General features: G+C 68.2%; 22 protein-coding genes and 1 tRNA gene. 9 read left to right on the forward strand and 14 right to left on the reverse strand.

Annotated features, from left to right (window positions below):
- Nucleotides 1-25: 25 nt before the first annotated feature.
- A complete protein-coding gene (gene lgt, locus VGU65_RS11170) occupies nucleotides 26-904 on the reverse strand; it encodes a prolipoprotein diacylglyceryl transferase (RefSeq protein ID WP_327475705.1) in 879 nt (292 codons plus the stop codon).
- Between the two features lie 185 nt (nucleotides 905-1089).
- On the opposite strand from lgt, the gene VGU65_RS11175 reads away from it, so the two are divergent.
- Nucleotides 1090-3030, forward strand: coding sequence for an alpha/beta hydrolase family protein (locus VGU65_RS11175; protein ID WP_327475707.1), 1941 nt, complete (start codon nucleotides 1090-1092; stop codon nucleotides 3028-3030).
- A gap of 50 nt (nucleotides 3031-3080) precedes the next feature.
- Here the strand turns inward: VGU65_RS11175 and VGU65_RS11180 are convergent, their stop codons facing one another.
- The 4 genes from VGU65_RS11180 to VGU65_RS11195 all read right to left on the reverse strand — a co-directional run bounded on the left by VGU65_RS11180 (nucleotide 3081) and on the right by VGU65_RS11195 (nucleotide 5548).
- Nucleotides 3081-3584 (reverse strand): TPM domain-containing protein, encoded by a 504-nt coding sequence (locus VGU65_RS11180; protein ID WP_327475709.1) that lies wholly within the window; start codon nucleotides 3582-3584, stop codon nucleotides 3081-3083.
- A complete protein-coding gene (locus VGU65_RS11185; protein ID WP_327475711.1) occupies nucleotides 3584-4471 on the reverse strand; it encodes a TPM domain-containing protein in 888 nt (295 codons plus the stop codon). The genes VGU65_RS11180 and VGU65_RS11185 overlap by 1 nt, the downstream gene beginning before the upstream one ends.
- A gap of 1 nt (nucleotide 4472) precedes the next feature.
- A complete protein-coding gene (locus VGU65_RS11190) occupies nucleotides 4473-5087 on the reverse strand; it encodes a LemA family protein (protein ID WP_327475714.1) in 615 nt (204 codons plus the stop codon).
- Between the two features lie 74 nt (nucleotides 5088-5161).
- Nucleotides 5162-5548, reverse strand: a complete 387-nt coding sequence (locus tag VGU65_RS11195) for a diacylglycerol kinase (protein ID WP_327475716.1) — start codon at nucleotides 5546-5548, stop codon at nucleotides 5162-5164.
- Nucleotides 5549-5798: 250 nt separating this feature from the next.
- Here VGU65_RS11195 and VGU65_RS11200 point away from each other — a divergent pair, with 250 nt between their 5' ends.
- The 6 genes from VGU65_RS11200 to VGU65_RS11225 all read left to right on the forward strand — a co-directional run bounded on the left by VGU65_RS11200 (nucleotide 5799) and on the right by VGU65_RS11225 (nucleotide 13465).
- Complete coding sequence (locus VGU65_RS11200) at nucleotides 5799-7355, forward strand: peptide MFS transporter (RefSeq protein WP_327475718.1); 1557 nt, start codon at nucleotides 5799-5801, stop codon at nucleotides 7353-7355.
- A 42-nt stretch (nucleotides 7356-7397) separates the two neighbouring features.
- Nucleotides 7398-8666, forward strand: coding sequence for an ATP-binding protein (locus VGU65_RS11205; protein ID WP_327475720.1), 1269 nt, complete (start codon nucleotides 7398-7400; stop codon nucleotides 8664-8666).
- A gap of 68 nt (nucleotides 8667-8734) precedes the next feature.
- The gene (locus tag VGU65_RS11210; protein ID WP_327475722.1) at nucleotides 8735-9313 is read left to right on the forward strand and encodes a response regulator transcription factor; all 579 of its coding nucleotides are present in this window, start codon (nucleotides 8735-8737) and stop codon (nucleotides 9311-9313) included.
- A gap of 261 nt (nucleotides 9314-9574) precedes the next feature.
- On the forward strand, nucleotides 9575-11830 hold the full coding sequence (locus VGU65_RS11215) for a TonB-dependent receptor (RefSeq protein WP_327475724.1): 2256 nt from the start codon (nucleotides 9575-9577) through the stop codon (nucleotides 11828-11830).
- Between the two features lie 10 nt (nucleotides 11831-11840).
- On the forward strand, nucleotides 11841-13007 hold the full coding sequence (locus tag VGU65_RS11220) for a sialidase family protein (protein ID WP_327475726.1): 1167 nt from the start codon (nucleotides 11841-11843) through the stop codon (nucleotides 13005-13007).
- A complete protein-coding gene (locus VGU65_RS11225) occupies nucleotides 13004-13465 on the forward strand; it encodes a thioredoxin domain-containing protein (protein ID WP_327475728.1) in 462 nt (153 codons plus the stop codon). Before VGU65_RS11220 ends, VGU65_RS11225 begins: the two co-directional genes overlap by 4 nt.
- Before the next feature lie 155 nt (nucleotides 13466-13620).
- Here the strand turns inward: VGU65_RS11225 and VGU65_RS11230 are convergent.
- The 6 genes from VGU65_RS11230 to VGU65_RS11255 all read right to left on the reverse strand — a co-directional run bounded on the left by VGU65_RS11230 (nucleotide 13621) and on the right by VGU65_RS11255 (nucleotide 19338).
- Nucleotides 13621-13713 (reverse strand) — tRNA-Ser (locus VGU65_RS11230).
- A gap of 70 nt (nucleotides 13714-13783) precedes the next feature.
- The gene (gene csrA / locus VGU65_RS11235; RefSeq protein WP_327475730.1) at nucleotides 13784-13984 is read right to left on the reverse strand and encodes a carbon storage regulator CsrA; all 201 of its coding nucleotides are present in this window, start codon (nucleotides 13982-13984) and stop codon (nucleotides 13784-13786) included.
- Between the two features lie 257 nt (nucleotides 13985-14241).
- Nucleotides 14242-16893: an alanine--tRNA ligase gene (gene alaS / locus VGU65_RS11240; RefSeq protein ID WP_327475732.1), complete on the reverse strand. Its 2652-nt coding sequence runs from the start codon at nucleotides 16891-16893 to the stop codon at nucleotides 14242-14244.
- Between the two features lie 54 nt (nucleotides 16894-16947).
- Nucleotides 16948-17442, reverse strand: a complete 495-nt coding sequence (locus tag VGU65_RS11245; RefSeq protein ID WP_327475734.1) for a regulatory protein RecX — start codon at nucleotides 17440-17442, stop codon at nucleotides 16948-16950.
- A gap of 223 nt (nucleotides 17443-17665) precedes the next feature.
- On the reverse strand, nucleotides 17666-18697 hold the full coding sequence (gene recA / locus VGU65_RS11250) for a recombinase RecA (protein WP_327475736.1): 1032 nt from the start codon (nucleotides 18695-18697) through the stop codon (nucleotides 17666-17668).
- A 134-nt stretch (nucleotides 18698-18831) separates the two neighbouring features.
- Nucleotides 18832-19338, reverse strand: a complete 507-nt coding sequence (locus tag VGU65_RS11255) for a CinA family protein (protein WP_327475738.1) — start codon at nucleotides 19336-19338, stop codon at nucleotides 18832-18834.
- Between the two features lie 150 nt (nucleotides 19339-19488).
- Here VGU65_RS11255 and mutS point away from each other — a divergent pair, with 150 nt between their 5' ends.
- Nucleotides 19489-22185 carry a DNA mismatch repair protein MutS gene (gene mutS / locus VGU65_RS11260; protein WP_327475740.1) on the forward strand — a complete coding sequence of 899 codons (2697 nt, stop codon included), beginning with the start codon at nucleotides 19489-19491 and terminating at the stop codon, nucleotides 22183-22185.
- A gap of 72 nt (nucleotides 22186-22257) precedes the next feature.
- Here the strand turns inward: mutS and VGU65_RS11265 are convergent, their stop codons facing one another.
- Nucleotides 22258-22887, reverse strand: a complete 630-nt coding sequence (locus VGU65_RS11265) for a glutathione S-transferase family protein (protein WP_327475742.1) — start codon at nucleotides 22885-22887, stop codon at nucleotides 22258-22260.
- A 142-nt stretch (nucleotides 22888-23029) separates the two neighbouring features.
- Between VGU65_RS11265 and VGU65_RS11270 the strand changes: the two genes are divergently transcribed.
- Entirely contained in the window at nucleotides 23030-23668 is a 639-nt protein-coding gene (locus VGU65_RS11270) for a TetR/AcrR family transcriptional regulator (protein WP_327475744.1), read from the forward strand.
- Here VGU65_RS11270 and hslR read toward each other — a convergent pair.
- Both hslR and VGU65_RS11280 read right to left on the reverse strand, forming a co-directional pair.
- On the reverse strand, nucleotides 23649-24050 hold the full coding sequence (gene hslR / locus VGU65_RS11275) for an Hsp15 family ribosome-associated heat shock protein (RefSeq protein WP_327475746.1): 402 nt from the start codon (nucleotides 24048-24050) through the stop codon (nucleotides 23649-23651). The two genes, VGU65_RS11270 and hslR, sit on opposite strands and share 20 nt — an antisense overlap.
- Before the next feature lie 7 nt (nucleotides 24051-24057).
- Nucleotides 24058-24957, reverse strand: a complete 900-nt coding sequence (locus VGU65_RS11280) for an AEC family transporter (RefSeq protein WP_327475748.1) — start codon at nucleotides 24955-24957, stop codon at nucleotides 24058-24060.
- Between the last annotated feature and the right edge of the window lie 198 nt (nucleotides 24958-25155).

Raw genomic sequence — 25155 nt, forward strand, 5'->3', positions numbered from 1 at the left:
GCGGCCAAAGCCCGCCCTGCCCGGCTCAACGTGCCGCCAGCGCCAGCGTCGGCGCCCGGCGCGAGAGCGCCACCAGCACCAGCCCGACCACGATCAGAGGCAGCGACTGCACCTGTCCCATGGTCAGCCAGCCCCAGGCCAGGTAGCCGAGCTGGGGATCGGGCACGCGCACGAATTCGACGGCAAAACGGAAGCAGCCGTAGAGCAGCGCGAACAGGCCCGAAACCAGGTAGCGCGGCCGGGGCTTCATCGATACCAGCCATAGCACCGCGAACATCACTGCTCCCTCCAGCGCCATCTCGTAGAGTTCCGAAGGGTGCCGCGGCAAGCCACCGAAGCGCGCCAGCTGCTGCGCGAGCGCCGGCTGGCCGGCCGCCAGCTGGACGTCCTCGGCGTGCGCGTTGGGAAAGATCATCGCCCAGGGCACGCTGCCGGGCTTGCCCCACAGCTCGCCATTGATGAAGTTGCCCAAGCGGCCGAGGCCAAGCCCCAGCGGAACCAGGGGCGCGACGAAGTCCATGGTGTCGAAGAAATGCAGCCGATGGCGCCGCGACCACCACCAAGCGGCCGCGAGCACGCCCAGCAGCCCGCCGTGGAAGCTCATGCCGCCGTCCCACACCTTGAACAGCGCCAGCGGGTCGGTCCAGATCCAATGCGGGCCGCCGACGTAGTAGAACAGCATGTACCACACGCGTCCGCCCACGATGATGCCCAGCATGGCGTAGAAGGCCAGGTCGCTCAGCGCATCGCGGCTGACCGGCAGGCGCCCCTGGCGCCGGCGCCGCTCGCCCAGCAGGCCCGCGCCAAGGAAGCCCAGCAGGTACATCAGCCCGTACCAGTGCACCTGCACGGGCCCGATGTGGAAGGCGACCGGATCGAAGTGGACGGTGAAGGGCTCTGTCATGGCTGGGCGCGGCCGGGCAAAGTCCCAAGTGTAGCCGGGCCGGTCCGTGCAGCGCAGGCCCTTTCGGCGCACGACCGGCCCTCACTAGAATCGTCGGCATCGGGGCCGCATGGGGGTGCGCCCCCGGCCGGACGTCGTACTCCCGGCGTCCGCGCCTGCCACCAGGAGCCCAGGGGGATGGGACGATGAATCGATTCAGGACCGTGCTTTGCGCGGCCATGCTTTTGGCACCGGCGATCGCCGCGGCCGCCGACCTGCTGCCGGTGGAGGATTTCGCACGCCACCCGCAACTGTCGATGCCCCGGCTCTCGCCCGATGGCAAGTACCTGGCGGTGCGTTGGGACGAGGGCAGCCAGCACGCCCTGGTGGTCTACCGCGTGGAGGACATGTCCAAGCCTGCGAGCATGCTGCGCATGCCCAAGTACGAACTGCCGCTGGACATCAATTGGGTCGGTCCGACGCGGCTGGTCGTGGCCAAAGGAAAGGAGTTCGGCTCGATCGACCGGCCGGCCTACACCGGCGAAATCCTCGCCAGCGATATCGACGGCAAGAACCAGGATTACCTGTACGGCTACGATTCCATGTACGGCAAGCGCGCCCAGACCCGCGGCCGCGACCGGGGATGGGGTTTTGTCGACGGGCTGCCGGACCGGGCCAACGGCCATTTCTACATGGCTGTCACCAGTTGGTCCTCCGAGAGCAGCAGCTCCCTTTATGACGTCGATGCCAGCGCCAATACGCGCCACCTGGTGGCCGACATCGGGGTCGGCAACATGAGCTTCCTGGTCGGTGACGACGGACGGCCTCGCTACGCCTACGGCCGCAACGAGAACTTCGATTACGTGGTCTACCACCGGGAGAACGACCATTGGCAGCAACTGCCGGCCGGGCAGGTCGGCAGCTTCGCGCCCGTCGAGGTCGCCCCGGACCAGCAGCACATCTACGCCCTGTACGACCGCGGCGGCGGACCGGCCTCGCTGGTGCTGCAGGACGAATCCGGCGCCAACCGCAAGGTGCTTGCCGCCGCCGGCTTCGGCAGCGTCGGCACGATCGAGTGGACGCCGCTGCCGCGCCAGCCCTTTGCCGCCGTTTCCGAAACCGGGATGCCGCAGGCGAGCTACATCGACCCGAACCTGCCTGCGGCCAAGCTGCATCGCGCGCTCAGCCTGAAGTTCCCCGGCCAGTACGTGCACTTCATCAACTACAGCGAGGACGGCGGGCAACTGCTGTTCAGCGTGAAGAGCGACCGCAACCCGGGCACCTACCTGCTGATCGACACACACACCTACAAGGTGCGCAAGCTGTTCGACGCGGCACCCTGGATCGACCCGGCAAAGATGGCCGAGCGCCGCCCCATGCATTTCAAGGCCAGCGACGGCACCGAGCTGGAGGCCATCCTGACCTTGCCGCCCGGCCGCAGCGAAACCGGCCTGCCGATGGTGTTGCTGCCGCACGGTGGGCCCATCGGCATCAGCGATGAATGGTCGTACGACGACGACGCCCAGTTCCTCGCCAACCGTGGCTACCTGGTGTTGCAGGTCAACTACCGCGGCTCGGGCGGCCGCGGCGAAGACTTCCAGGAAGCGGGATATCTCAAGTGGGGCACGCGCATCCAGCAGGACCTGATCGACGGAGTCCACTGGGCCGTGGGGCAGCACTATGCCGATCCGGCACGGATCTGCGTTTACGGCGGCAGCTTCGGCGGCTATTCGGCGATGATGACGGCGATCCGCGCGCCGGGCCTGTTCAAGTGCGCGGTCGGCTACGCCGGCGTCTACGACCTCAAGATGATGTACGCCAAGGGCGACGTACGCGAAAGCAAGACCGGCCGCAGCTATCTGACGATGGTCATCGGCAAGGACGACGCCGACCTGGACGCGAACTCGCCCGACAAGCTCGCCTACAAGATCGACGTGCCGGTGCTGCTGATTCACGGCGAGGACGATCAACGCGCGCCCTTTGCGCAGGCCAAGGCCATGCGCGCCGCGCTCGACGCCGCACACAAACCTTACGAGTGGATGAGCAAGCCGGGCGAAGGTCACGGCTTCTACGACGAGAAGAACCGCGTGGATTTCTACGATACGCTGCAGGCGTTCCTGGAGAAGCACATCGGCAAGGGCGCCTGATACCGACATCGCTCAAGCCAGACAAGGCCGCCGCAGGGCGGCCTTTTTTTTCAGAGCAGTACGGGGCGATCCGGAAGCTCGTCCGGGTTGGGGCGGTCGTCCGCGGGGAAATGCTCGCGCAGTAATGCATGCACGGCCTCGATACCCGCCAGGCTGCCTTCGCGCCACTGTGCCCGTGCGAAGGCGTCGCGCATGCGCAGGCAGATCGCATCCCACTGCGGCTGCGCGACGCGGTGGGCGATACCGCGATCGGCGACGATCTCGATCCGCTGCTCCGAAAGCAGCAGGTAGATCAGCACACCAGTGTTCTCCTCGGTATCCCAGACGCGCAACTGGGCGAACACCGCCTGCGCACGCAGCCGCGCGTCCAGGCCGGCCAGCACCGCGCGCAATGGCAAGCGCGACTCGAGCGCGAAGCGGATCTCGCCCAGATGGCTGCGCTCACCCGCGCTTACGGCATCGGCCAGCTCATCCAGCAATGCCGACGGGAAGCGCTGGCGCAACCGGAACCAGCCGCCGAACAGGTTTGCGAGCACTCGCTGCAGGCGTGTCATCACCAACTCCCCGAGGAACCGCCTCCGCCGAAGCTTCCGCCGCCGCCGCTGAAGCCACCGCCCCCGCCGCCGCCGAAACCACCTCCCCCGAAGCCGCCCCCGCCGAAACCACCCCAGCCGCCCCAGCCGCCGCCGCCGATCGATCGGCCCCCGCCACCGGGCAGCAGCATCAGCACGCCGCCGATCACCGCGCCCAGCATGGCCGCGCCCAGGCTGGCGGCGAGCAGCCACAGTACGAACCCGGTGATGCCCGCACCCAGTGGCGTGCGCACGAACAGATGGGCGCGGCCGAACAGGTTGCGCAGGAAAAATGCGATCAAGACGCCGATGAACAGCGCGTGCTGCAGCCCCAGTCCGCGATGGTCGGTGGGCGCTCCTTGCACCGGCGGCGGCAGCGGTTCGCCATCGATCAGCTGGGTCAGCGCGCCCACCGCATCGCGGATGCCGCCGTAGTAGTCGTTCACGCGGAACTTCGGCGCGATGTACTCGCGGATGATGCGTGCGGTGGCCGCGTCCGGTATCGCGCCCTCCAGCCCGTAGCCGACCTCGATGCGCACGCGCCGGTCGTTCTTGGCGACCAGCAGCAGCACGCCATCATCGGTGCCCTTGCGCCCGACCTTGTTCTGCTCGGCGACGGCGAGCGAATAGCTTTCGATGTCCTGCTCGCCCGTGCTGCCGATCATCAGTACGACCAGCTGGGCGCCCTTGCGCTTCTCCAGGGCGACCAGCTGCGCATCGAGCTGATCGACCTGCTGCGCGTCGAGCGTGCCGGTCAGGTCGGTGACGTGGCGACTGAGCGTGGGCACTTCCGCCGCACGCAGGCGGGGCGCCACGACGAGCAGCAGGGCGAGCAGCAGCCACGCCAGCCGCGGCAGGCGAGCAGCCATCTCAGTGCGTCGAGGCGGCGTGCGCGGGGCTGCCGAAGTCCACCGTCGGCGCGGTGGAGATGGCCTTCTCGTTCTCCACGCCGAAATTCGGCTTCACCTGGTAACCGAACATCTTCGCGGTCAGGTTGTTGGGGAAGGTGCGGATCATTGCGTTGTACTGCTGCACCGCCTGCACGTAGCGGTTGCGCGCCACGGTGATGCGGTTCTCGGTGCCTTCCAGCTGCGCCTGCAGGTTCTGGAACAGTCCGTCGGCCTTGAGGTTGGGGTAGTTCTCGCTGACCACCATCAGGCGCGACAGCGCGCTGGAGAGCTCGCCCTGCGCCTGCTGGAATTGCTTGAGCTTGGCCGCGTCGTTGATCATGTCCGGCGTCACCTGCACGCTGCCGACACGGGCGCGGGCGTTGGTGACCTCGGTAAGCACGCGTTCTTCGTGTTGCGCGTAGCCCTTGACCGTATTGACCAGGTTGGGTACCAGGTCGGCGCGGCGCTGGTACTGGTTGAGCACCTCCGACCAGGAGGCTTTCACCGCCTCGTCCTGGCGCTGGATGGCGTTGTAGCCGCAGCCGCTGAGGAACACGGCAAGCAGCGACAGCGCGAATACGCGAAGGGTCTTCATGACGGCGCTCCGATCTGTGAGAAGGCCAGCGTAGGGGCAGGCTCCGGCCAGCGTCAACGGCGCGGACGCATGGTTCAACCCCGCAACAGGACCGCCAGCCGCGGCCCCACGATCAACGCCCAGCTCAGCCCCATGAGTACCAGCAGCACGAACACCGCGGCCGAGCCCATGTCCTTGGCGCGCCCGGCCAACTCATGGAACTCCGGGCTGACCTTGTCGACCACGGCCTCGATCGCCGAGTTCAGCAACTCCACCGAGAGCACCAGGAACATCGGCAGCACCAGCGCCAGTTTCTCCATCGCCCCGTGGCCGAGGTACAGGCCCAGCGGAAAGACCACGACGGCCAGGCATACCTCGAAGCGGAACGAGGCTTCATGGCGCCAGCCGGCGCGCAACCCCTTCATCGACCAGCGCAACGCGTTCCACAGTTGCCGCGGCCCGCGGAAACCCTCGGCGGCCACGCGAATCAGGCTCCGCAATGCCGGACGACGGCCGGAAACGGCGGAAGCGGATCAGTCGGCATGGTGTCGGTTCTCGTCTTTGCGTCGGCGACAGGCGCGCGATGATGCCACAGCAACGCCGGCGCACGGCTTGTCGCAGTGCAGCGTTACCAGTGTGGCGGATGGGTTACCCTCGAATGGTTGTAGCCCGGTTCAGGGTTGCAGAGCAGGCCGCGCAGCGGCAGTCAGTACCCATCCGCTCGGAATTCCCATGGCAGTCCAGAATCCTCCCGTGTCCCAGACACGATCCTTCAGCACCGTCTTCCTGATCGAAATGTGGGAGCGCTTCGGCTTCTACGGCATGCAGGTGCTGATGGTCACCTACATGATGAAGAAGCTCGGTTTCGTCGACACCCACGCCAACCTGGTCTGGGGCGCGGCCGCGGCGCTGATCTATGCCACGCCCGCCATCGGCGGCTGGGTCGGCGACAAGCTGATCGGCACCCGCCGCACGATGCTCACCGGCGCGGTGGTGCTGATGCTGGGCTACGCGCTGCTGTGGATTCCATCCAACGACCCCTACCTGACCTACTTCGCGTTGGGCGTGATCATCGTCGGCAACGGTTTCTTCAAGCCCAACGCCGGCAACCTGGTGCGCAAGATCTACGAGGGCGACGATACCCGCATCGATAGCGCCTTCACCATCTACTACATGGCAGTTAACGTCGGCTCGATGCTCTCGATGACGGCGACGCCGTGGATCCGGAACGTTGTCGGCGCCGCCTACGGTGACGCGATGGGCTGGCACACCGCCTTCGGCGCCTGCGCCGTCGGCCTGTTGCTGGGGCTGGGCAACTACCTGCTGATGTACCGCACGCTGGCGCACATCGGATCGCCGGCGGACGAGCGTCCGCTCAGCATGTCCCGCGTCGCCGGGGTGGCGGGTGCCGCAGTGGCGCTGGTGTTTGTCGCCGCCTTCATCCTGCAGAGCCTGCTCGTGGCGAAGATCTGCGTGTACGCCGCCGGCCTGGTGATCCTCGGCATTTTCCTGCACCTGATCCGCAGCAGCGATCGGACCGAACGCGCCGGCCTGATCGCCGCCCTCGTGCTCACCGTACAGACGATCTTCTTTTTCATCTTCTATGCGCAGATGGCGACCTCGCTGAACCTGTTCGCGCAGCACAACGTCAACCTGTCGATGAACGTGTTCGGGCTGCACCTGTTCAACTGGATTCCAGAGCAGTACCAGAACTTGAACGCGATCTGGATCGTGGTGCTGAGTCCCGTGCTGGTGCTGATCTACAACGGGCTCGGCAAGGTCGGTAAAGACCCCTCCGTCGCTACCAAGTTCGCGCTGGGTTTCGCCGCGGTGGCCTTGGGCTTTTTCATGTACGGCTTCGGTGCGCTGGGCGCGGTCGGCGGGCAGGTTTCCTCGTGGACGATGATCTGGGGCTACGGGCTGTATTCGCTGGGCGAGCTGCTGGTCAGCGGCCTGGGGCTGGCGATGATCGCCCGCTACGTACCGGCCCGCATGGGCGGCTTCATGATGGGCGCCTACTACGTTGCCGTGGGTATCTCGCAATACCTGGGCAGCGTGGTGGCCAACTACGCGCACATCCCCGAAGGCCTCGCCGACCCGGTGCAGTCGTTGGCGATCTACACCAACCTTTTCAACAAGCTCGGCTTCGTGGGCCTGGGCTGCACGGCGATCGCCGTGGCGGTGCTGCCGCTGATGAAGAAGCTCTCCAACAGCCACGCCGAGCACGCCGCCGCGGCCGACCCGCTGCCGCCGGTGCGCAGCGAGGAAGGTTGGGAACTCCCAGGCTGATCCGGCCAGGCGCCGCGCGGATCGCGGCGCCTCCCCAGCACCATGCCACACAGGCAAGCCAGCCGACGCATCGGTCCCTTCGCGCTGACACGCACGCTGGCCTGGCTGCGCCTGTGCGCCATCGCCGGGCAGAGCGTGGCGGTGCTGGTGTGCGCGCTATGGATGCAGCTGTCCATCCCGGTGCTGCCGCTGCTGACCGGCATCGCTGCGCTGGCCGTGTTCGCCGTGTTCGCCGCCTGGCGGCTCGGCCAGCCCTGGCCGGTACGCGAATGGGAGACCATAGGCCACGTCGCGGTCGATGCGCTGGTGCTGGGCTACCTGCTCTATTTCACCGGTGGCGCCAGCAACCCCTTCGTGACCCTGCTGCTGGTGCCGATCGCGCTGGCTGCGGCGGCCTTGTCGGTGCCGGCGGTGCTCGCCGTGGCGGCGCTCGCCGGCATCGCCTACCTGACGCTGATCCACAGCTACCTGCCGCTGCCGATGCCCATGCACGGCAGCGGCTTCCCGCTGCACGTCCTGGGCATGGGCGTGAACTTCGTGATCATGGCGCTGTTGCTGGGCTTCTTCATCAACCGGCTGGCGCGGGCGCTGCGGATGCAGCAACTGGAAGTGCAGCGGGTGCGCGAGCGCGCCCTGCGTGACGAAGGCATTCTCGCCATCGCCACCCAGGCCGCCGGCGCGGCGCACGAGCTCAATACACCGCTGGCGACCATGCGCATGCTGCTGCCGGAGCTTCGCCGCGAGCATGTCTCCGACCCGGGTCTGGCCGACGACCTGGTCCTGCTCGAGGAACAGGTCGAGCGCTGCCGCGGGATCCTGCGCGAGATGGTCGCCTTCGGCCAGACCCAACTCTCGCAGGAAGCCGAGCAGATGCCGCTGCAGGCCTTCGTGCAGGGCTGCCTGGAACGCTTCCAGTTGCTGCGCCCGGAGGCCGACCTGACGCTCGAGCTTCCCGAGTCCGCCGCGCGCCTGGCGCTGCGCGTGCCGCCCGGGTTGCGCCATGCGCTGATCAACCTGCTCAACAACGCCGCCGATGCCTCTGCTTCGCGCGGCTCCGCCGAGGTCGAATTGAAGATCCGCAGCGACGCCGGCTGGCTCGAACTGGCCATATGCGACCACGGTCCCGGCTTCGACGCCGGCGGTGAGCCGGTCGCGCTCGGCCGCAGCGGCAAGCAGGGCGGCCTGGGCCTGGGCCTGGCACTGGCCGAAGCCACCGCCGAGCGCCTGAATGGCGAGCTGACGTCCGGCAATACCGCGCACGGTGCCCAGGTGCGCCTGCGCCTGCCGCTGGCCGTGATCGGCGCCGGCTGACCCGACCGCGTGCATGCATGGCGAACTCGGGCAAGAATGTCCGTCCTGCCTTCGTCCCCCGCGGCCTCATGAACGACGTCAACGCCTCCCGCCAACTGCTGATCGTCGATGACGACGCCACCTTCGTCCGCGTGCTCTCGCGGGCGCTCGCCTCGCGCGGCTTCGAGGCCATCGGCGCCACCCGCGCCGACGAGGCCCGCATGCTGGCCCGTCGCCACCAGCCGCGCTATTGCGTGCTCGATCTCAAGCTGGGAGAGGAGAACGGTCTCAAGCTGATCTCCGAACTGCACGCGCTGGTGCCGCAGATGCGCATCCTGCTGCTCACCGGCTATGCCTCGATCGCCACGGCGGTGGAGGCGATCAAGCGCGGCGCGCACGACTACCTGGCCAAGCCGGTCGACGCCGACGCGGTGGTGCGCGCGCTGCTCGAGGGCGAGGGGCCTGCCGGAGTCGACGACGAACCGCCCGAGGCACCCGAGGCGCCGCTCGCCCTGCGCCGCCTGGAGTGGGAGCACATCCAGCGCGTGCTGACCGAATGCGACGGCAACATTTCCGAAACCGCGCGGCGGCTCGGAATGCATCGGCGTACCCTGCAGCGCAAGTTGAGCAAGCACCCGGTGCGCGAGCGGCCAGAACCGGGGGAATAGCCGCCTGCCCCAACCGCGTGCGTGGCATGGGTCAAGGCGTTGCAGAGCAGAAGCGGGTTGACTATCCAGCACACCGCTTGCCGGTCGCCGGCCGGGTCCATCCAAACCCGCAAGGTCCGGCACGGCCCGCCCTCGCACGAGCATATGCGGCACAGGCGCGCAGCAGCGCGCTTGACACACCCCTCTGCGACAACGAGTCATCTGGTCGTACACAGTGGCGCCGCTATGCTGCCGAGCCTAGACCCACCTCCAGAGTGGCCGATGCCTCCCCGATCCTCCGGTTTGTGCGCGCTCGTCCTGTTGGCCCTGCCTGGCTTCCTGCCTGCCGCCGATGCCCCCCAGCAGGCGACCACGCTCTCGCCGGTGATGGTGCATGCGAGCGATACCCAGGTCACCGAAACGCCTGCGGTCGCCGTGCGCATCCCCCGCGAGCGGCTGCAGCAGCAGAACGTGACCAGCGCTGCCGATGCGCTGCGCTTCGCGCCGAATCTGCAGGTGCGGGAGCGCTACATCGGCGATCCCAATGCGGTCATCAGCGGTCGCAACGCAGGCACCTTGCAGAGCGCGCGCAGCCTGGTCTATTCCGACGGCCTGCTGCTTTCCAACCTGATGACCAACGGTTATGACGGCGCGCCGCGCTGGGGCATGGTCACGCCCGAGGAAATCGGCGCGGTGGACGTGCTCTACGGCCCCTACTCGGCGCTCTATCCGGGCAACTCGCTGGGTACCACGGTGCTGATCCACACCCGCCTGCCCGAGCGACTCACTGCCAGCGCCAGCGCCCAGTATTTCAGCCAGGATTTCCGCGACGCGTATGGAGCCGGCGGCCATTACGACGGTCGCCACCTCGCCGCCTCGCTCGGCGACAGGCAGGGTCGCTGGAGCTGGCTGCTCAGCGTCGACCGGCTCGACAACCAGGGCCAGCCGATGCAGTACGCCACGGCCAGGGCGGGCGGCAATGCCGCGACCGCGGTGCCGGTCGACGGAGCCACCGCCGACCGCAACCCGAACGACAGTCCCCGCCTGGTCTACGGCGCCAACAGCATCGAGCACACGGTGCAGACGCAGGCCAAGCTCAAGCTGGGCGTCGACATCACCGACCGGGTCGCGGCCCTGTTCACGCTCGGCTGGTGGCACAACCATGCGCAGGACCGCACGCGCAGCCTCCTGCACGACGCCGCCGGCCAGCCGGTCACCGTCGGCACGGTCAACGCCTACGGCAGCACCTGGACGCTGCCGCCTAGCGGCCTGGCACCTTCCGCCAACCAGGACACGCACCTGCTCTACGGCGCCGAGCTCAACGGCCGCCTGGACGGCGGCTGGCGCTGGACCGCCGTCGCCAGCCACTACGACTTTGCCCGCGCGCAGGCGCGCAGCGCGGCCTTGCCGCCACCGGCGGGTCCGATCGGCGGCCCCGGCAGCATCGCCGACAACGCCGGCTCCGGCTGGGACACGCTGGACCTGCGCAGCTCCGGGCCGCTGGGCGCGGCCCATATGCTCTATGCCGGCGTGCACGGCGACCGCTACGTGCTCGACTCGCGCGTGCACTCGGCCAGTGATTGGCTCGGCGTCGCCGATGGTCCATTCAGCAGCGCCTTCGCCGGCCGCACGCAGACCCGTGCCGCGTACCTGCAGGATGTGTGGAGCTTCCGGCCCGACTGGGCGCTGACCCTCGGCACACGCTGGGAGCAATGGCGCGCCTACGCAGGCAGCCGCGCCGACGCCGGCGGCACGCTGCGTTACGGCGACCGACGGCGCAGCGATCTCTCGCCCAAGGCGGCGCTGGAGTGGGACTTCGCGCCGGACTGGCAACTGCGCCTGGCCTACGGCAAGGCGGTGCGCTACCCCACGGTCGCCGAGCTGTTCCAGGGCTCGATCTCCGCCAACGCGATCGTCGGCAACGATCCCAACCTCGAGCCCGAGCGCGACGACTCGTTCGACCTCACCCTCAAGCGGCAATTCGAAGGCGGCCACTGGCGCGTGTCGCTGTTCCAGGACCGCATCGCCGATGCGCTCTACACGCAGACCGACGTCACCCGCACTCCCACGGTCACCAGCGTGCAGAACATCGACCTCACGCGGCTGCGCGGTATCGAGGGCGAAGTCAACGTGACGGACGTCTGGACGCCCGGGCTGGACCTGACCGCCAGCATCGCCATCAACGACGCCAAGACCCTTCGCGACCGCCGCTACCCGCTGGCCGACGGCAAGTGGTTCCCGCGCATCCCGCGCCTGCGCGCCAGCCTCCTGGCCGATTACCGCTTTGCCGGGGAATGGGACGCGTCGCTGGGCATTCGCCGCTCGGGACGCCAGTACGGCTCGCTGGACAACAGCGACTTCGTCGACACCTACGGCGCCGTCAGTTCCTTCACCGTCGCCGATGCCAAATTGCGATGGCGTTTCGCGCCGCAGTGGACTGCTTCGCTGGGCGTGGACAACCTGACCAATGCACGCTACTGGGTCTACCATCCCTACGCTGGCCGTATCTGGGTCGGCGAAGTGCGGTGGGAACTCTAGGGAGCCGCCGATGCTTCGATTGCTGTCGATCCTGCTCTTTTTGGCCGCCCCGATGGCACTTGCCCACGAAGGCATGGCGATGCCCAAGGAGCCTCCGCTGGGCGCCACCGCCGCGTTCGACGCGCATGGCCGGCTGTGGGTGGTGGACGCACTGGACGGCCACGTGCGGCTGCGCCACTCGGACGACCTGGGCAAGACGTTGAGCCCGCCGCAACCGGTCAACGCCACGCCCGAACCGATCTACGCCGAAGGCGAGAACCGGCCCAAGCTGGCCATCGGTCCACACGACGAGCTCTACGTGAGTTGGTCGCAGCCGCGGGCGAAGCCGTGGACCGGCTATGTGCGGTTCGCCCGCTCGCTCGACGGCGGTGCGCATTTTTCCTCGCCGGTGACCGTGCATCGCGACCGCGCCGAGATCACCCACCGTTTCGATGCACTCGCCGTCGACGGCACGGGGCGTGTGGTGCTGGCCTGGGTCGACAAGCGCGACCAGGCCGCCGCCGAAGCGGCGGGCAAGCCCTACCTGGGCGCCGGCATCTACTACGCCTGGTCGGATGACGGCGGCCAGCACTTCCAACCCGAGCGCAAGCTGATCGACCACAGCTGCGAGTGCTGCCGCATCGCACTGGCGCGGACGCCGCGGGGCGACATCGCCTCCTTCTTCCGCGCCGTCTACGGCGACAACATCCGCGACCACGCCTACGCGGTGCTGCGCACGGACGGCAGCGAGCCCCATGCCGAGCGCGCCACCTTCGACGGCTGGCACATTGCCGGTTGCCCGCACCATGGCCCGGGCCTGGCGGTCGCCGCGAATGGCACGGCCCATGCCGTCTGGTACGAGGCCAAAGGCAAGCCGACGATCTGGTACGGCCAGCTTGTCCCCGGTCACCGGCCCGAGCATGCGCAGGCCATGGCCGGTGCAGGCGCCAGCCACGCCGACATCGCCGTACGTGGAACGACGGTGTGGATCGCCTGGAACCAGGTCGACGCCACGGGCGAGGTCTTGATGCTGCGCCGCTCGGATGACGGTGGTTTCCATTTCGGCGCAGCCCGCGCCCTGGCGACCTCCACCGGCGCGGTGGGCTCCCCGCAATTGCTGTTGCGCGGCGAGGAAGCCCATGTGGCCTGGAATACCGCTGAGGGCTTCCGGCTGGTGCCCGTGCAGGCCCCGCGATGAAGTACTGGTTCGCCGCCCTGCTGCTGTCGGTTTGCGCCATCGCCCACGCGGGTGCGCTGCAACCGCTCCACGCCGCTGACATCCCCGCACTGCTCGCGCCGCCCGCGCGCGGCGAACGGCTGATCGCCCTGTGGGCGCTGGACTGCGCCTATTGCGAGCCCAACCTGAAGGCGCTGGCGCAACTCCAGCGGTCGCACCCTGGAACGATCGAGCTGGTCACCGTGGCCACCGACGACATCGACCTGCGCCGTGCAATCGAAGAACGCCTGCACGCCGCCGGCATGGATGCGTGGCCGGCCTATGCCTATGCCGATGCGACGCCCGAGCGCACCAACTATCTGCTCGACGCCGGATGGGGCGGCGAGACGCCGCGCGTGCTGGTGATCCGTGCCGGCGGCTCGCGACAGGGCTACAGCGGCGAGCTCACGCAGCAGCAGCTGCGCGCGATCGCTCCCTGAGATGCCGCGTCGTCGCGGCACAGCAAAACGGCGACCCATGTCGCCGGCCGGCCAGAACACCGTGGCGAAACCGCCTGGCGCTCCATCGCCACCGAGCGCGCCGCAGCGCCTCGGCAGAAACGCAAAACGCCCCTTGCGGGGCGTTTTTGCATGTCTGGCGGAGAGAGAGGGATTCGAACCCTCGATAAGGCTTTTGACCCTATACTCCCTTAGCAGGGGAGCCCCTTCGGCCTCTCGGGCATCTCTCCGGGTGTGTTCCGCGCGTCGGCGGAGCCGGCAAGGATACCTACCGACGCCGCCCAGGTAAAGCGTCCGTGATCAATGTTCGCCGGTTTCGCCGGACGTGCCGGACTCGTGCTCGCCCTTGATCCGCTGATAGATCTCCTCGCGATGCACTGCCACGTTCTTCGGGGCATTGATGCCGATCCGCACCTGGTTGCCCTTCACGCCGAGAACGGTGACGGTCACCTCGTCGCCGATCATCAAGGTTTCACCGACCCTGCGGGTCAGAATCAACATGTTGTATTACTCCATATGCTGTGGTCACAGGCCTGCTGCACGATGGCGCTTCACCCCTGAGCGCACCGCCAGTCAGTTCGACGAACGTCCGTCGAAGGCCCTACCGCCTTCCCCGGCTTACGGCCGGCATCCACCATGGATGCCCGGCCTCGCAGCAGCACCAAGTGTCCGCGCTGCCGACAGTCCACCGATACTAGCCGAGCGCCAGCGCCCGGCGCAACGCATTTTGGGGACGATAAATCCGCGATTCACAAAGGCTAGTCGGCGCCCAGCTGGTGTCCGATCCAACCTGGGAGAGCCTCCAGCAAAGCCGGCAACTGAGGGGTGTCCAGACCGCCGCCCTGGGCCATGTCCGGACGTCCACCACCCTTGCCTTCGATCTGCCTGGCGACGTGCGCGACCACGTCGCCCGCCTTGACCCGACCCAAGGCCGCGCCGTGCACGCCCGCCACCAGTGAAACGCGCCCGTCGGCGGCCCCGGCGAGCAGCACCACGCAATCGCCCAACTGCTGCTTGAGCTGATCGACGCTGTCGCGCAGCGACTTGGCATCGAAACCCTCCAACCGCGCAGCCACGATCCGGAGGCCGGCGACCTCGCGGGCGTGGCTGGCCAGGTCGGCGGTGGCGTTGCCGGCGGCCTTGCTGCGCAGCGATTCGAGTTCGCGCTCGAGCTTCTTCTGGCGATCGAACAGCTGGCGCAGCTTTTCCACGACCTCGTCACCGCTGCCCGAGAGCAGGTGCGACAGCTCGCCCAGGCGGCGTTCTTCGCCGGCCACGTGGGCCAGTGCGCTGGCGCCTGTCACCGCTTCGATGCGGCGCACGCCGGAAGCCACGCCGGCCTCGCTTACGATCTTGAACAGGCCGATGTCGCCGGTGCGGCTGACGTGGGTGCCGCCGCAGAGTTCCGTGGAGAAATCACCCATCTTCAGCACGCGCACTTCGTCGCCGTACTTCTCGCCGAACAGCGCCATCGCGCCGAAGGCGATCGCGTCGTCGTAAGCCATCTGGTGCACTTCGGCCGGTTCGTTGCGGCGCACCTGGGCATTGACCAGCGCCTCGACCGCGGCCAGCTCGTCACGGCTCACCGGCCTGAAGTGGGCGAAGTCGAAGCGCAACCGTTCCGGCGCCACCAGCGAGCCTTTCTGCGTCACGTGCTCGCCGAGCACCTGGCGCAACGCCGCGTGCAGCAGGTGGGTGGCGGAGTGGTTGAGCACGGTGGCCTGGCGGCGCTCGGCATCGACCTGCGCATCCACCAGGGCGTCGCTGCGCAGGGCCACACCCTGCCAGCGGCCCGCATGGCCGAAGAACACGCCACCCATCTTGAGCGTGTCGGCGACCTCGAAGCGGCCTTCGGTGCCGGTCAGCACGCCGGCATCGCCGACCTGGCCGCCGGATTCGGCATAGAACGGTGTGCGATCGAGGATCACCAGGCCTTCTTCACCATCGTCCAACGCTTCGACCTGCCTGCCGTCGCGGACGATGCCGACAACTTTGCAGCCGCGCGCCGCAAGCGCGTCGTAGCCGAGGAAGGTGGTGGGCGCGAGGCGGCTGGCAAGCTCCGCGGGCATCTGCCCCCTGGCCTCGAAGCGGCCGGCAGCACGAGCGCGCTCACGCTGCTCGTTCATGGCCTGCTCGAAACCGGCCATGTCCACCGAAAGCCCGCGCTCGCGCGCGATGTCGGCGGTGAGGTCGACCGGAAAGCCGTAGGTGTCGTAGAGCCGGAATGCATCGACGCCAGGGATGGTGCCGCCGGCTTTCTTCGCGCCGACCTTATGGGCGATGTCGTCGAACACGCGCATACCGTGCTCGAGCGTCTCGCCGAAGCGCTGCTCCTCGGTGCGCAGCGCGTCCTCGACGAACGCCTGCTTGGCCGCCAGTTCCGGGTAGGCCGCGCCCATCTCCTCGACCAGCGGCGCGACCATCTTCCAGAAGAAGTCGCCGCGCACGCCAAGCATCCAGCCATGGCGCAGCGCGCGACGGATGATACGGCGCAGCACATAGCCGCGGCCCTCGTTGGACGGAAGCACGCCGTCGACGATCAGGAACGAGCAGGCGCGAATATGGTCGGCGATCACGCGCAGCGACTTGTTCGCCAGGTCGGCGGTGCCGGTCAGTTCGCCGGCGACGCTGATCAGGTGCGCGAACAGGTCGATCTCGTAGTTCGAATGCACGTGCTGCAGCACGGCGGCCAGGCGCTCCAGGCCCATGCCGGTGTCCACGCAGGGCGCAGGCAGCGGCGAAAGCGTGCCGTCGGGGGCGCGGTCGAACTGCATGAACACCAGGTTCCAGATCTCGATGTAGCGGTCGCCGTCCTCGTCAGGCGAGCCCGGCGGGCCGCCGGCCACCCCAGGGCCATGGTCGTAGAAGATCTCGGTGCACGGGCCGCAGGGACCGGTGTCGGCCATCTGCCAGAAATTGTCCGACGCGTACGGCGCGCCCTTGTTGTCGCCGATGCGCACGATGCGTTCGGCCGGCACGCCGACCTGCTCGTGCCAGATGTCGTAGGCCTCGTCGTCGCTCTGGTAAACGGTGACCCACAGCCGTTCGGCCGGCAGCTTGAACACGCTGGTCAACAATTCCCACGCGTATGCGATGGCGTCGCGCTTGAAGTAGTCGCCGAACGACCAGTTGCCCAGCATCTCGAAGAAGGTGTGGTGGCGTGCGGTGTAGCCGACCTGGTCCAGGTCGTTGTGCTTGCCGCCGGCGCGCAGGCAGCGCTGCACGTCGGCCGCGCGTGCGTAGGGCAGCTTCTCGCTGCCCAGGAACACGTTCTTGAACTGCACCATGCCCGAATTGGTGAACAGCAGCGTCGGGTCGCTGGCCGGCACCAGCGAGCTGGACGGCACGATCGCATGGTCCTTGGCGCGGAAGAATTCGAGGAAGGTCGAGCGGATGTCGGCGGTTTTCATGGGCGGGGAGCGAAGGGAACAAAAAAGGCCACGCCGGGGGACACCGCCGTCGGATCAGTCGATCGGGTCGGCAGCGTCGTCCACTTGGGCGTGGGTAGCACGCCGTACTGTGGCGGCGGCAAAGCCCCGACGCAAGAGGAACTGCGCCCGGCGGGCGCGCTCGGCGGGGTCGGGCGCGGCCTTGCCGCCGTAGCGGCGGCGCAGTTGGTCCAACGCGGAAGCCTCCCAGTCGACGTCCGCCGCCTCCAGCAACTGGCGGATGCGTTCATCGGACACGGCGTGGGTCTTGAGCTCGGCGCGGATGCGCTGGGGGCCGTAGCCCTGCGCGGCGCGGCTGCGCACCAGGACCTCGGCGAAGCGCTCGTCATCCTGGTAGTGCTGCTCGCCCAGACGGTCGATGGCGACACGGGCTTCCTCGCCTTCGTAGCCGCTCTGGCGCAGCTTGGTCTTGAGTTCCCGTCGCGAGTGCTCGCGGCGGGCGAGCAGGCCCAGCGCCTTGTCGTAGGCGCTGCGCTTGGGCTTGTCGGGGTTGTCCGGGCGGCGCTTCATGGATGAATTGAGCGCCAACTCCGCGGGACGTCATTCCCGCGCAAGCGGCAATCCACCTTGCTGTCGGGTTCCATCACAGCGGGCTTCCGCTTTCGCTGGAACGAGGGCTGACGACCGCGTGGCGGTGGCCAGACGAAGGCGGAAGGCCTTCCCCTCTCCCCACTCCTCTCCTGCGGCCTTTGGCCAGAGGAGAGGGAGCTTGGAGCCCTTGCGGACGCACGCCTCAGGCTTCTTCCAGCGTCTCTTCGGAGGCGGGAGCGGCCTTGCCGCCGACCAGCAGCCGCTCGCGCAGCTGGCGGTCGATCTCGTCGGCGATGGCCGGGTTGTCCCTGAGGAACTGGCGCACGTTCTCCTTGCCCTGGCCGATGCGGTCGCCGTTGTAGCTGTACCAGGCGCCGGACTTGTCGATCAGGTTTTCCTTCACGCCCAGCTCGATGATCTCGCCCTCGCGCGAGGTGCCTTCGCCGTAGAGGATCTCGAACTCGGCCTGGCGGAACGGCGGCGCGACCTTGTTCTTGACCACCTTGACGCGCGTCTCCGAGCCGATCACTTCCTCGCCCTTCTTGACCGCGCCAATGCGGCGGATGTCCAGGCGCACCGAGGCATAGAACTTCAGCGCATTGCCGCCCGTGGTGGTTTCGGGGCTGCCGAACATCACGCCGATCTTCATGCGGATCTGGTTGATGAAGATCACCAGGCAGTTGGACTTCTTGATGTTGGCGGTGAGCTTGCGCAGCGCCTGGCTCATCAGGCGGGCGTGCAGGCCGACATGGGAGTCGCCCATCTCGCCCTCGATTTCCGCCTTCGGCGTCAGCGCGGCGACCGAGTCGACCACCACCACGTCCACCGCACCGGAGCGCACCAGCATGTCGGCGATTTCCAGCGCCTGCTCGCCGGTGTCAGGCTGCGACACCAGCAGGTCGGCGACGTTGACGCCCAGTTTCTCCGCGTAGCTCGGGTCGAGCGCGTGCTCGGCATCGACGAACGCAGCGGTGCCGCCGTTCTTCTGGCAGTTGGCGATCACCTGCAGGGTCAGCGTGGTCTTGCCGGAGGATTCCGGACCGTAGATCTCGATCACGCGCCCGCGCGGCAGGCCGCCGATGCCCAGCGCGATGTCCAGGCCCAGCGAGCCGGTGGAGACGGTGTCGATCGCCTCGTCGGTGCGATCGCCCAGGCGCATCACCGCACCCTTGCCGAACTGCTTCTCGATCTGGCCAAGGGCGGAGGCCAGCGCCTTGCGCTTGTTGTCGTCCATCGTGGGAATCCCGGGTGGTGGTGTGGCTAGGAATGGAGCGCATCGTGCCCGGTCGGAATCTCACGGGCTGCGATCAATGCGGGAGAGGCCAAGTATCCCACACCCGTCAAGCCCCGCCGCCGGCGCACAGCGCCTCATCCCGTCAGTGCTTTCCGCACGCCGCTGAGCGCCGCGGCCACGCTCTGGCGGCGGATCGCCTCACGGTCACCGGTGAACTGGAACAGCCGTGCGTGGGCATAGCCGCCGCGGCGCTTCCAGCCGATCCAGACGGTGCCGACCGGCTTGTCCTGCGTGCCGCCGCTGGGCCCGGCGATGCCGGTGACCGCCACCGCCACGCCGGCGCCGTAGCGCGCCATCGCGCCGGAAACCATCTCCAGCACGGTTTCCTCGCTCACCGCGCCGGCGTGCTCGAGCGTGCGCGGGTTCACCCCCAGCAGCGCTTCCTTGGCCTCGTAGCTGTAGACCACCACGCCAGCGTCGAACCAGGCCGAGCTGCCCGGCTGGTCGGTCAGCGTCTTGGCGATCCAGCCGCCGGTGCACGACTCGGCGGTGACCAGCATCAGCTTGTGCTGCAGGAGGTCCGCGGCTACCTGGGCGGCGAGTTCGGACAGCTGCGCGTCGGTGGGGACGGTTGAGGACAAGACTTAGGATCCGGATGGTCACGCAAGGGGCGTTCTAACCTCTCCGGGGCATCACGGCAAGACCGGACCGGCGGGGCGGAGCGACATGTACACTCCATGGCCTCCCGGCCTGGCCATGCCTGCCGGCGACCGGCTGACGACCTCCCTCGCATGAATCTCAACGACACTGCCCAGCACACCCCCTTCATGCGCCAGTACCTGGCGGCCAAGGCCGAGCACCCGGACGTGCTCCTGTTCTTCCGCATGGGCGATTTCTACGAATTGTTCTACGACGATGCGCGCAAGGCGGCGCGGCTGCTGGACATCACGCTGACCCAGCGCGGCCAGTCGGCCGGCGCGCCGATCCCGATGGCCGGCGTGCCCTACCACGCTGCAGAGAATTATCTGGCTCGGCTGGTGCGTCTGGGCGAGTCCGTGGCGATCTGCGAGCAGATCGGCGACCCGGCCACCTCCAAGGGACCGGTCGAACGCAAGGTGGTGCGCATCGTCACGCCCGGCACGGTGACCGACGCGGCGCTGCTGGAAGAACGCCGCGACAACCTGCTGCTGTCGATCCATGCCGGCGCCCAGGGCGCCTTCGGCCTGGCCTGGGTGGACCTCACCTCCGGCCGCTTCCTGCTGAGCGAGGCGGCCACCGCCGAAGCGCTGGCGGCGGAACTGGCGCGCCTGCAGCCGGCCGAGACGCTCATCGGCGAGGATGGCGCCTGGCCCAAGCTGGTCACCGCCCTGCCCGGCCTGCGCAAGCGTCCGCCGTGGCATTACGACCTCGACGCGGCGCGGCGCGAACTCAACCGCTTCTTCGGCACGCGTGATCTTTCGGGCTTCGGCGTGGACGGCCTGCCGCTGGCCATCGCCGCGGCCGGCTGCCTGCTCGGCTACGTCGAAGAAACCCAGAAGAGTGCGCTGCCGCACCTGACCGGCATGGCGGTCGAGAGCGCGGGCGAGACCATCGCGCTGGATGCCGCCACCCGCCGCAACCTTGAACTGGACACGCATCCCAGCGGCCGCATCGAGCACACCCTGCTCGGCGTGCTGGACGAAACCGTGACGCCGATGGGTGCGCGACTGCTGCGCCGCTGGCTGAACCGTCCGCTGCGCTCGCGCGACACGCTGCGCCTGCGCCACCAGGCCATCGCCACCTTGATCGAGGCGCGCGCCTACGAGCCACTGCGCGAGAAGCTGCGCGGCATCGGCGACCTGGAGCGCATCCTGGCGCGCGTGGCGCTGTGCTCGGCGCGCCCGCGCGATCTTTCCACGTTGCGCGACGGCCTGGCCTCAGCGCCCGGTATCTGTGCGATCGTGCTTGATCGCGAAAATCAAAAAGCGGCCATCCATGGCCGCACTCCCGACATCTCTGCGCTCATCCATGAGCGCGAAGATCAAAAAGCGCCCATCCATGGCCGCACTCTTCAAATAGAACCCGACGCGCTCCTGGTCAGTCTGGTCGCTCGCATCGGCGACCACGCAGATACCGTCGCCCTGCTGCAGCGCGCGATCGTGCCGCAGCCGCCGGTGATCCAGCGCGACGGCGGCGTCATCGCCGAAGGCTACGACGCCGAGCTGGACGAGCTGCGCCGCCTGTCGACCAACGCCGACCAGTTCCTGGTCGAACTGGAGGAACGCGAGAAGGCCGCCAGCGGCATCGGCACCCTCAAGGTCGGCTACAACCGCGTGCACGGCTACTACATCGAGATCACCCGCACGCAGGCGGACAAGGCGCCGACGCACTACACGCGCCGGCAGACCACCAAGAACGCCGAGCGCTACATCACCGAGGAGCTGAAGGCCTTCGAGGACAAGGTGCTCTCGGCACGCGAGCGGTCCCTGATGCGCGAACGCGCGCTCTACGAGAACCTGCTCGCCACGCTGATCGAACGGCTCGCCCCGCTCAAGGACGCCGCCGCGGCCATCGCCGAACTGGACGTGCTGGCCGACCTCGCCGAGCGCGCCGAAGCGCTGGACTGGCGCGCGCCGGACCTCACCGACACGCCCGGCATCCGCATCGAGCGCGGCCGTCACCCGGTGGTAGAGAAGGTGCGCGAGGAGCCCTTCGAACCCAACGACATCGATCTGACCGACACCCGCCGCATGCTGGTGATCACCGGTCCGAACATGGGCGGCAAGAGCACCTACATGCGCCAGAATGCGCTGATCGTGTTGCTCGCCCACATCGGCAGTTATGTGCCGGCGGCGCACGCCTGCATCGGCCCGGTCGACCGCATCTTCACCCGCATCGGCGCGGGCGACGATCTCTCGCGCGGCCAGTCCACCTTCATGGTGGAGATGAGCGAGACGGCCAACATCCTGCACAACGCCACCGAGGCCAGCCTGGTGCTGATGGACGAGGTCGGCCGCGGCACCAGCACCTACGACGGCCTTGCGCTCGCGCGCGCAGCGGCCGTACACCTCGCGACGGCCAGTCGTGCCTTCACGCTGTTCGCCACGCACTACTTCGAGCTGACCGAACTGGCCGGCGAGTACCCCGGCATCGCCAACGTGCACCTGGATGCGGTCGAACATCATCACAAGGAGCGGGGCGAGCAACTGGTCTTCATGCACGCGGTGAAGGAAGGACCGGCCAACCGCAGCTTCGGCCTGCAGGTGGCCGCGCTGGCGGGCCTTCCCAAGAGCGTGATCGCCGATGCGCGCCGCACGCTGGCTGAACTGGAGCGTGGCATGCCGCTGGCGCCTTCGCCCAAATCGAAGGCGGATACCTCCCCGCAGCTTGGCCTTTTCGCGCCACCTGGCCCATCCGCGGCGGAGCAGGCCTTGCGGGACCTCGATCCGGACGCCCTGGCGCCACGCGAAGCGCTGGACGCGCTCTACCGCCTCAAAGCCCTGCTTTGAAGCGATAGGGCACGCCGCGCCAGTGGATCAACGCGCCGGACCGCGGCGTTTCTCGCCGGTCCGGCGCCATCCTCAGGCCACGGCCGGCAGCGGTTCGGGGAACGGCTCGCGCCACCCCGGCAGCGCCATCATCCGCTCGTGCCAGCGCACGATGTTGGGGAAATCCTCGATCGGCAGCCGTATCTCCCTGGCCCATGGCAGGAGCACGCCCACGCTGAAATCGGCGACGCTGAGCTTGCCGCCGGCGACGAAATCCCGGGTTGCCAGATGGGCGTCCAGCACTGCGGCGGAGTTCCGGAAGAAGCCGGTGGCTTCTTCGACGGCGGCAGGCTCGGGCTCGCCGCGACCGATGTAGCGCTTGATCAGGTTCTCGAAATAGAGCGCCGCGCCATGGCGCGAGAAGTGCGTGAGATCCCAGCACAGCCAGCGCAGGACCTCGACCTGCCCCGGGGCGTCCGAGGGCCACAGGTCGGAGCCGGCCTTCACCGCCAGGTGCACCATGATCGCCGTGCTCTCCCACAGCACCAGGTCGCCGTCGACCAGCACCGGAACCTTGCCGTTCGGATTCATGGCTAAGAAGTCCGGCGTGCGGTGCTCGCCCTTGCGCAGATCCACCCGGACAAGTTCCACCGGGAGGTCCAGGTATTTCGCCAGGGCGCAGACCTTGCGCGGGTTCATCGTCTCTGCGTAATACAACTTCATGTCGTTGCCTCCGTGGGGATGGAGGGGCTCATCGCCCCTTGGGAACGAGCCGAGTTTGCCCACGCCCTACATATGTTCAAGAACATATTTTGCGGGCGCAGTAGGCTGGCGCCGCTTCGTCCCGTCCCCACAGGTGGCCACCATGCCCTACACCGCCGAACACAAGCACAGCACGCGGGCGCGCATCGTCCAGAGCGCGCGCGAACTGTTCAACCGCAAGGGGTTCGTGGACGTCTCGATCGACCAGATCATGGCGCGCGCCGGGCTCACCCGCGGCGGCTTCTACAGCCACTTCAGCACCAAGGAGGAGCTGTTCGTCGAGGCGATCATGGCCTACCGGAATTTCAATCCCGCCACGCGCTGGAAGGGCATGGCATTCGATCCGGCCCGGCAAGGCAAGGCGCGCGCGCGGCAGCTGGTCGACGCCTATCTCTCGCAGGCGCACCTGGACGATCTGGAAGGGCATTGCCCGATGATCGCGCTGCCCTCGGACGTCGCCCGTGCCAGCCCGCGCGTGAAGCAGGCCTATCGCCAGTTGCTCGAAGGCATGGCAGGGATCTTCACCGACAGCCTTTCCACCGATCGGTCCGCCGACGCACGCAAGCGCGGACTGGCGCTCGCCGCGTTGTGCATCGGCGGCATGGTGCTCGCGCGCACATTCGAGGACGAGTCGTTCCGCCGCGAGGTGCGCGAAGCGGCGCACGGCACGGCGCTCGAACTGGTCGATCGCCGGCCCGCCGGCCGCCGTCGCCGCGCCGGTGCTACGACTGCTCGTCCTTGAACTTCTGGATCAGTCGACGCGCCTGCTTGTCCGGTCGCGTGGGCGGTCGCAACAGCCCGCTCGCGCCGAGCTTGCGCTGCTCCCGCGCCGCCTCGCGGGCGGCCAGGCTGGCCTCGGTCTCGCGATAGAGCGTCTGTGCGACCGGCGCGGGGCCACGCCGTTCGGAGAGTGCCTGCACCACCACCTCCATGCGCTCCTCGCCGCGGCTGACCCCGATCCGGTCGCCCGCGTGCAGCAGCTTGGCCGGCTTGCAGCCGGCGCCGTTGACGTGGACCTTCCCGCCGTCGATGGCCTGCTTGGCCAGGCTGCGCGTCTTGAAGAAGCGTGCGGCCCAGAGCCAGACGTCGGCGCGCACGCCTGCCGGGGTTTCGTTCGGGTCCAAGTCCACCTCAACGCAACAGGAAACTGCCCAGCGGCACGCTGAGCAACGAAAGCACGATGCCCGCGCCGAGGATGGTGTTGGCCAGCGGCGGATCCAAGCCGTATTCGTCGGCAAGGATGGTCGCCGACACCATCGGTGCCATCGCCGCCTGCAGCACGCCCACGGTCAGCACCAGCCCGCCGACGCCGGTGGCGACGCCGAGCGCCCAGCACGCCAGCGGCGCCAGCAGCAGTTTCCAGCCCAGGCCCAGGGCGGCCGCCGCGAGTTGGCGCTCGCCCGGATGGAACTTGAACTGCAGGCCCACCGAGAACAGCGCCAGCGGCGTCAGCGTGGCGCCCAGCGGCTTGAACACCGCCTCGATCGCAGGCGGCCAGCCGCCGAGCACGCCCACCGCGATGCCGACCAGCAACGCCACGAATGCCGGGAAGGTGGCGATGCGCCGCGCGATCGCCGCCGGTTGCGGGGTGCGTCCGGCGTACAGGCAGGCCACCACGATGCCGACCGAGGCCAGCAGCGGAAATGCGCCCAGCTGGTCGGCCACCACCGCCAGCGTCAGCCCGCCCTGGCCGTACAGCGCCTGCATCAGCGGATAACCCATGAACGAGGTGTTGCCCAGGCCGCACACCAGGATCACCGCGCCGGTACGCTCGCGCGACCAGCGCAGCCGCCGGCCCAGCCAGTCGAACAGCAGCCACGCGCCGCCGAAGGTGAGCCACATCGCCGCGACCGGAAACCACAGCTGCGGATCGAAGCTGAGCTTGGGTATCAGCTCCAGCACCAGCGCCGGCAGCGCCACGTTGATCACCCACCAGTTGAGCCCCGCGGCCAACCCGGCAGGCGGCCGCGCCAGGCGCGCCACCAGCGCGCCCAGCACCAGGCAGGTGAACAACAGCAGCAGCGCGCTCATCGGCTCTTTGCGTTGGGTGGAAACGTGCATTAGACGCGATCGGACCGGAGCGCGGAAGGCTGCGGACGAAGCCTGCCCATTCACGCCATGCGGATGAGTGCGTAGCGTTTTCCGTCGCCCGAGTGGGTGATGCTCGAGGCGGAACGCCACACTTCGATCATTCCTGCGCGAACGCGAGGCCAGCTGCCGCCAACGGAC

Origin of the sequence: Frateuria sp. (assembly GCF_035943815.1) — a bacterium.
GTDB lineage: Bacteria > Pseudomonadota > Gammaproteobacteria > Xanthomonadales > Rhodanobacteraceae > Frateuria_A.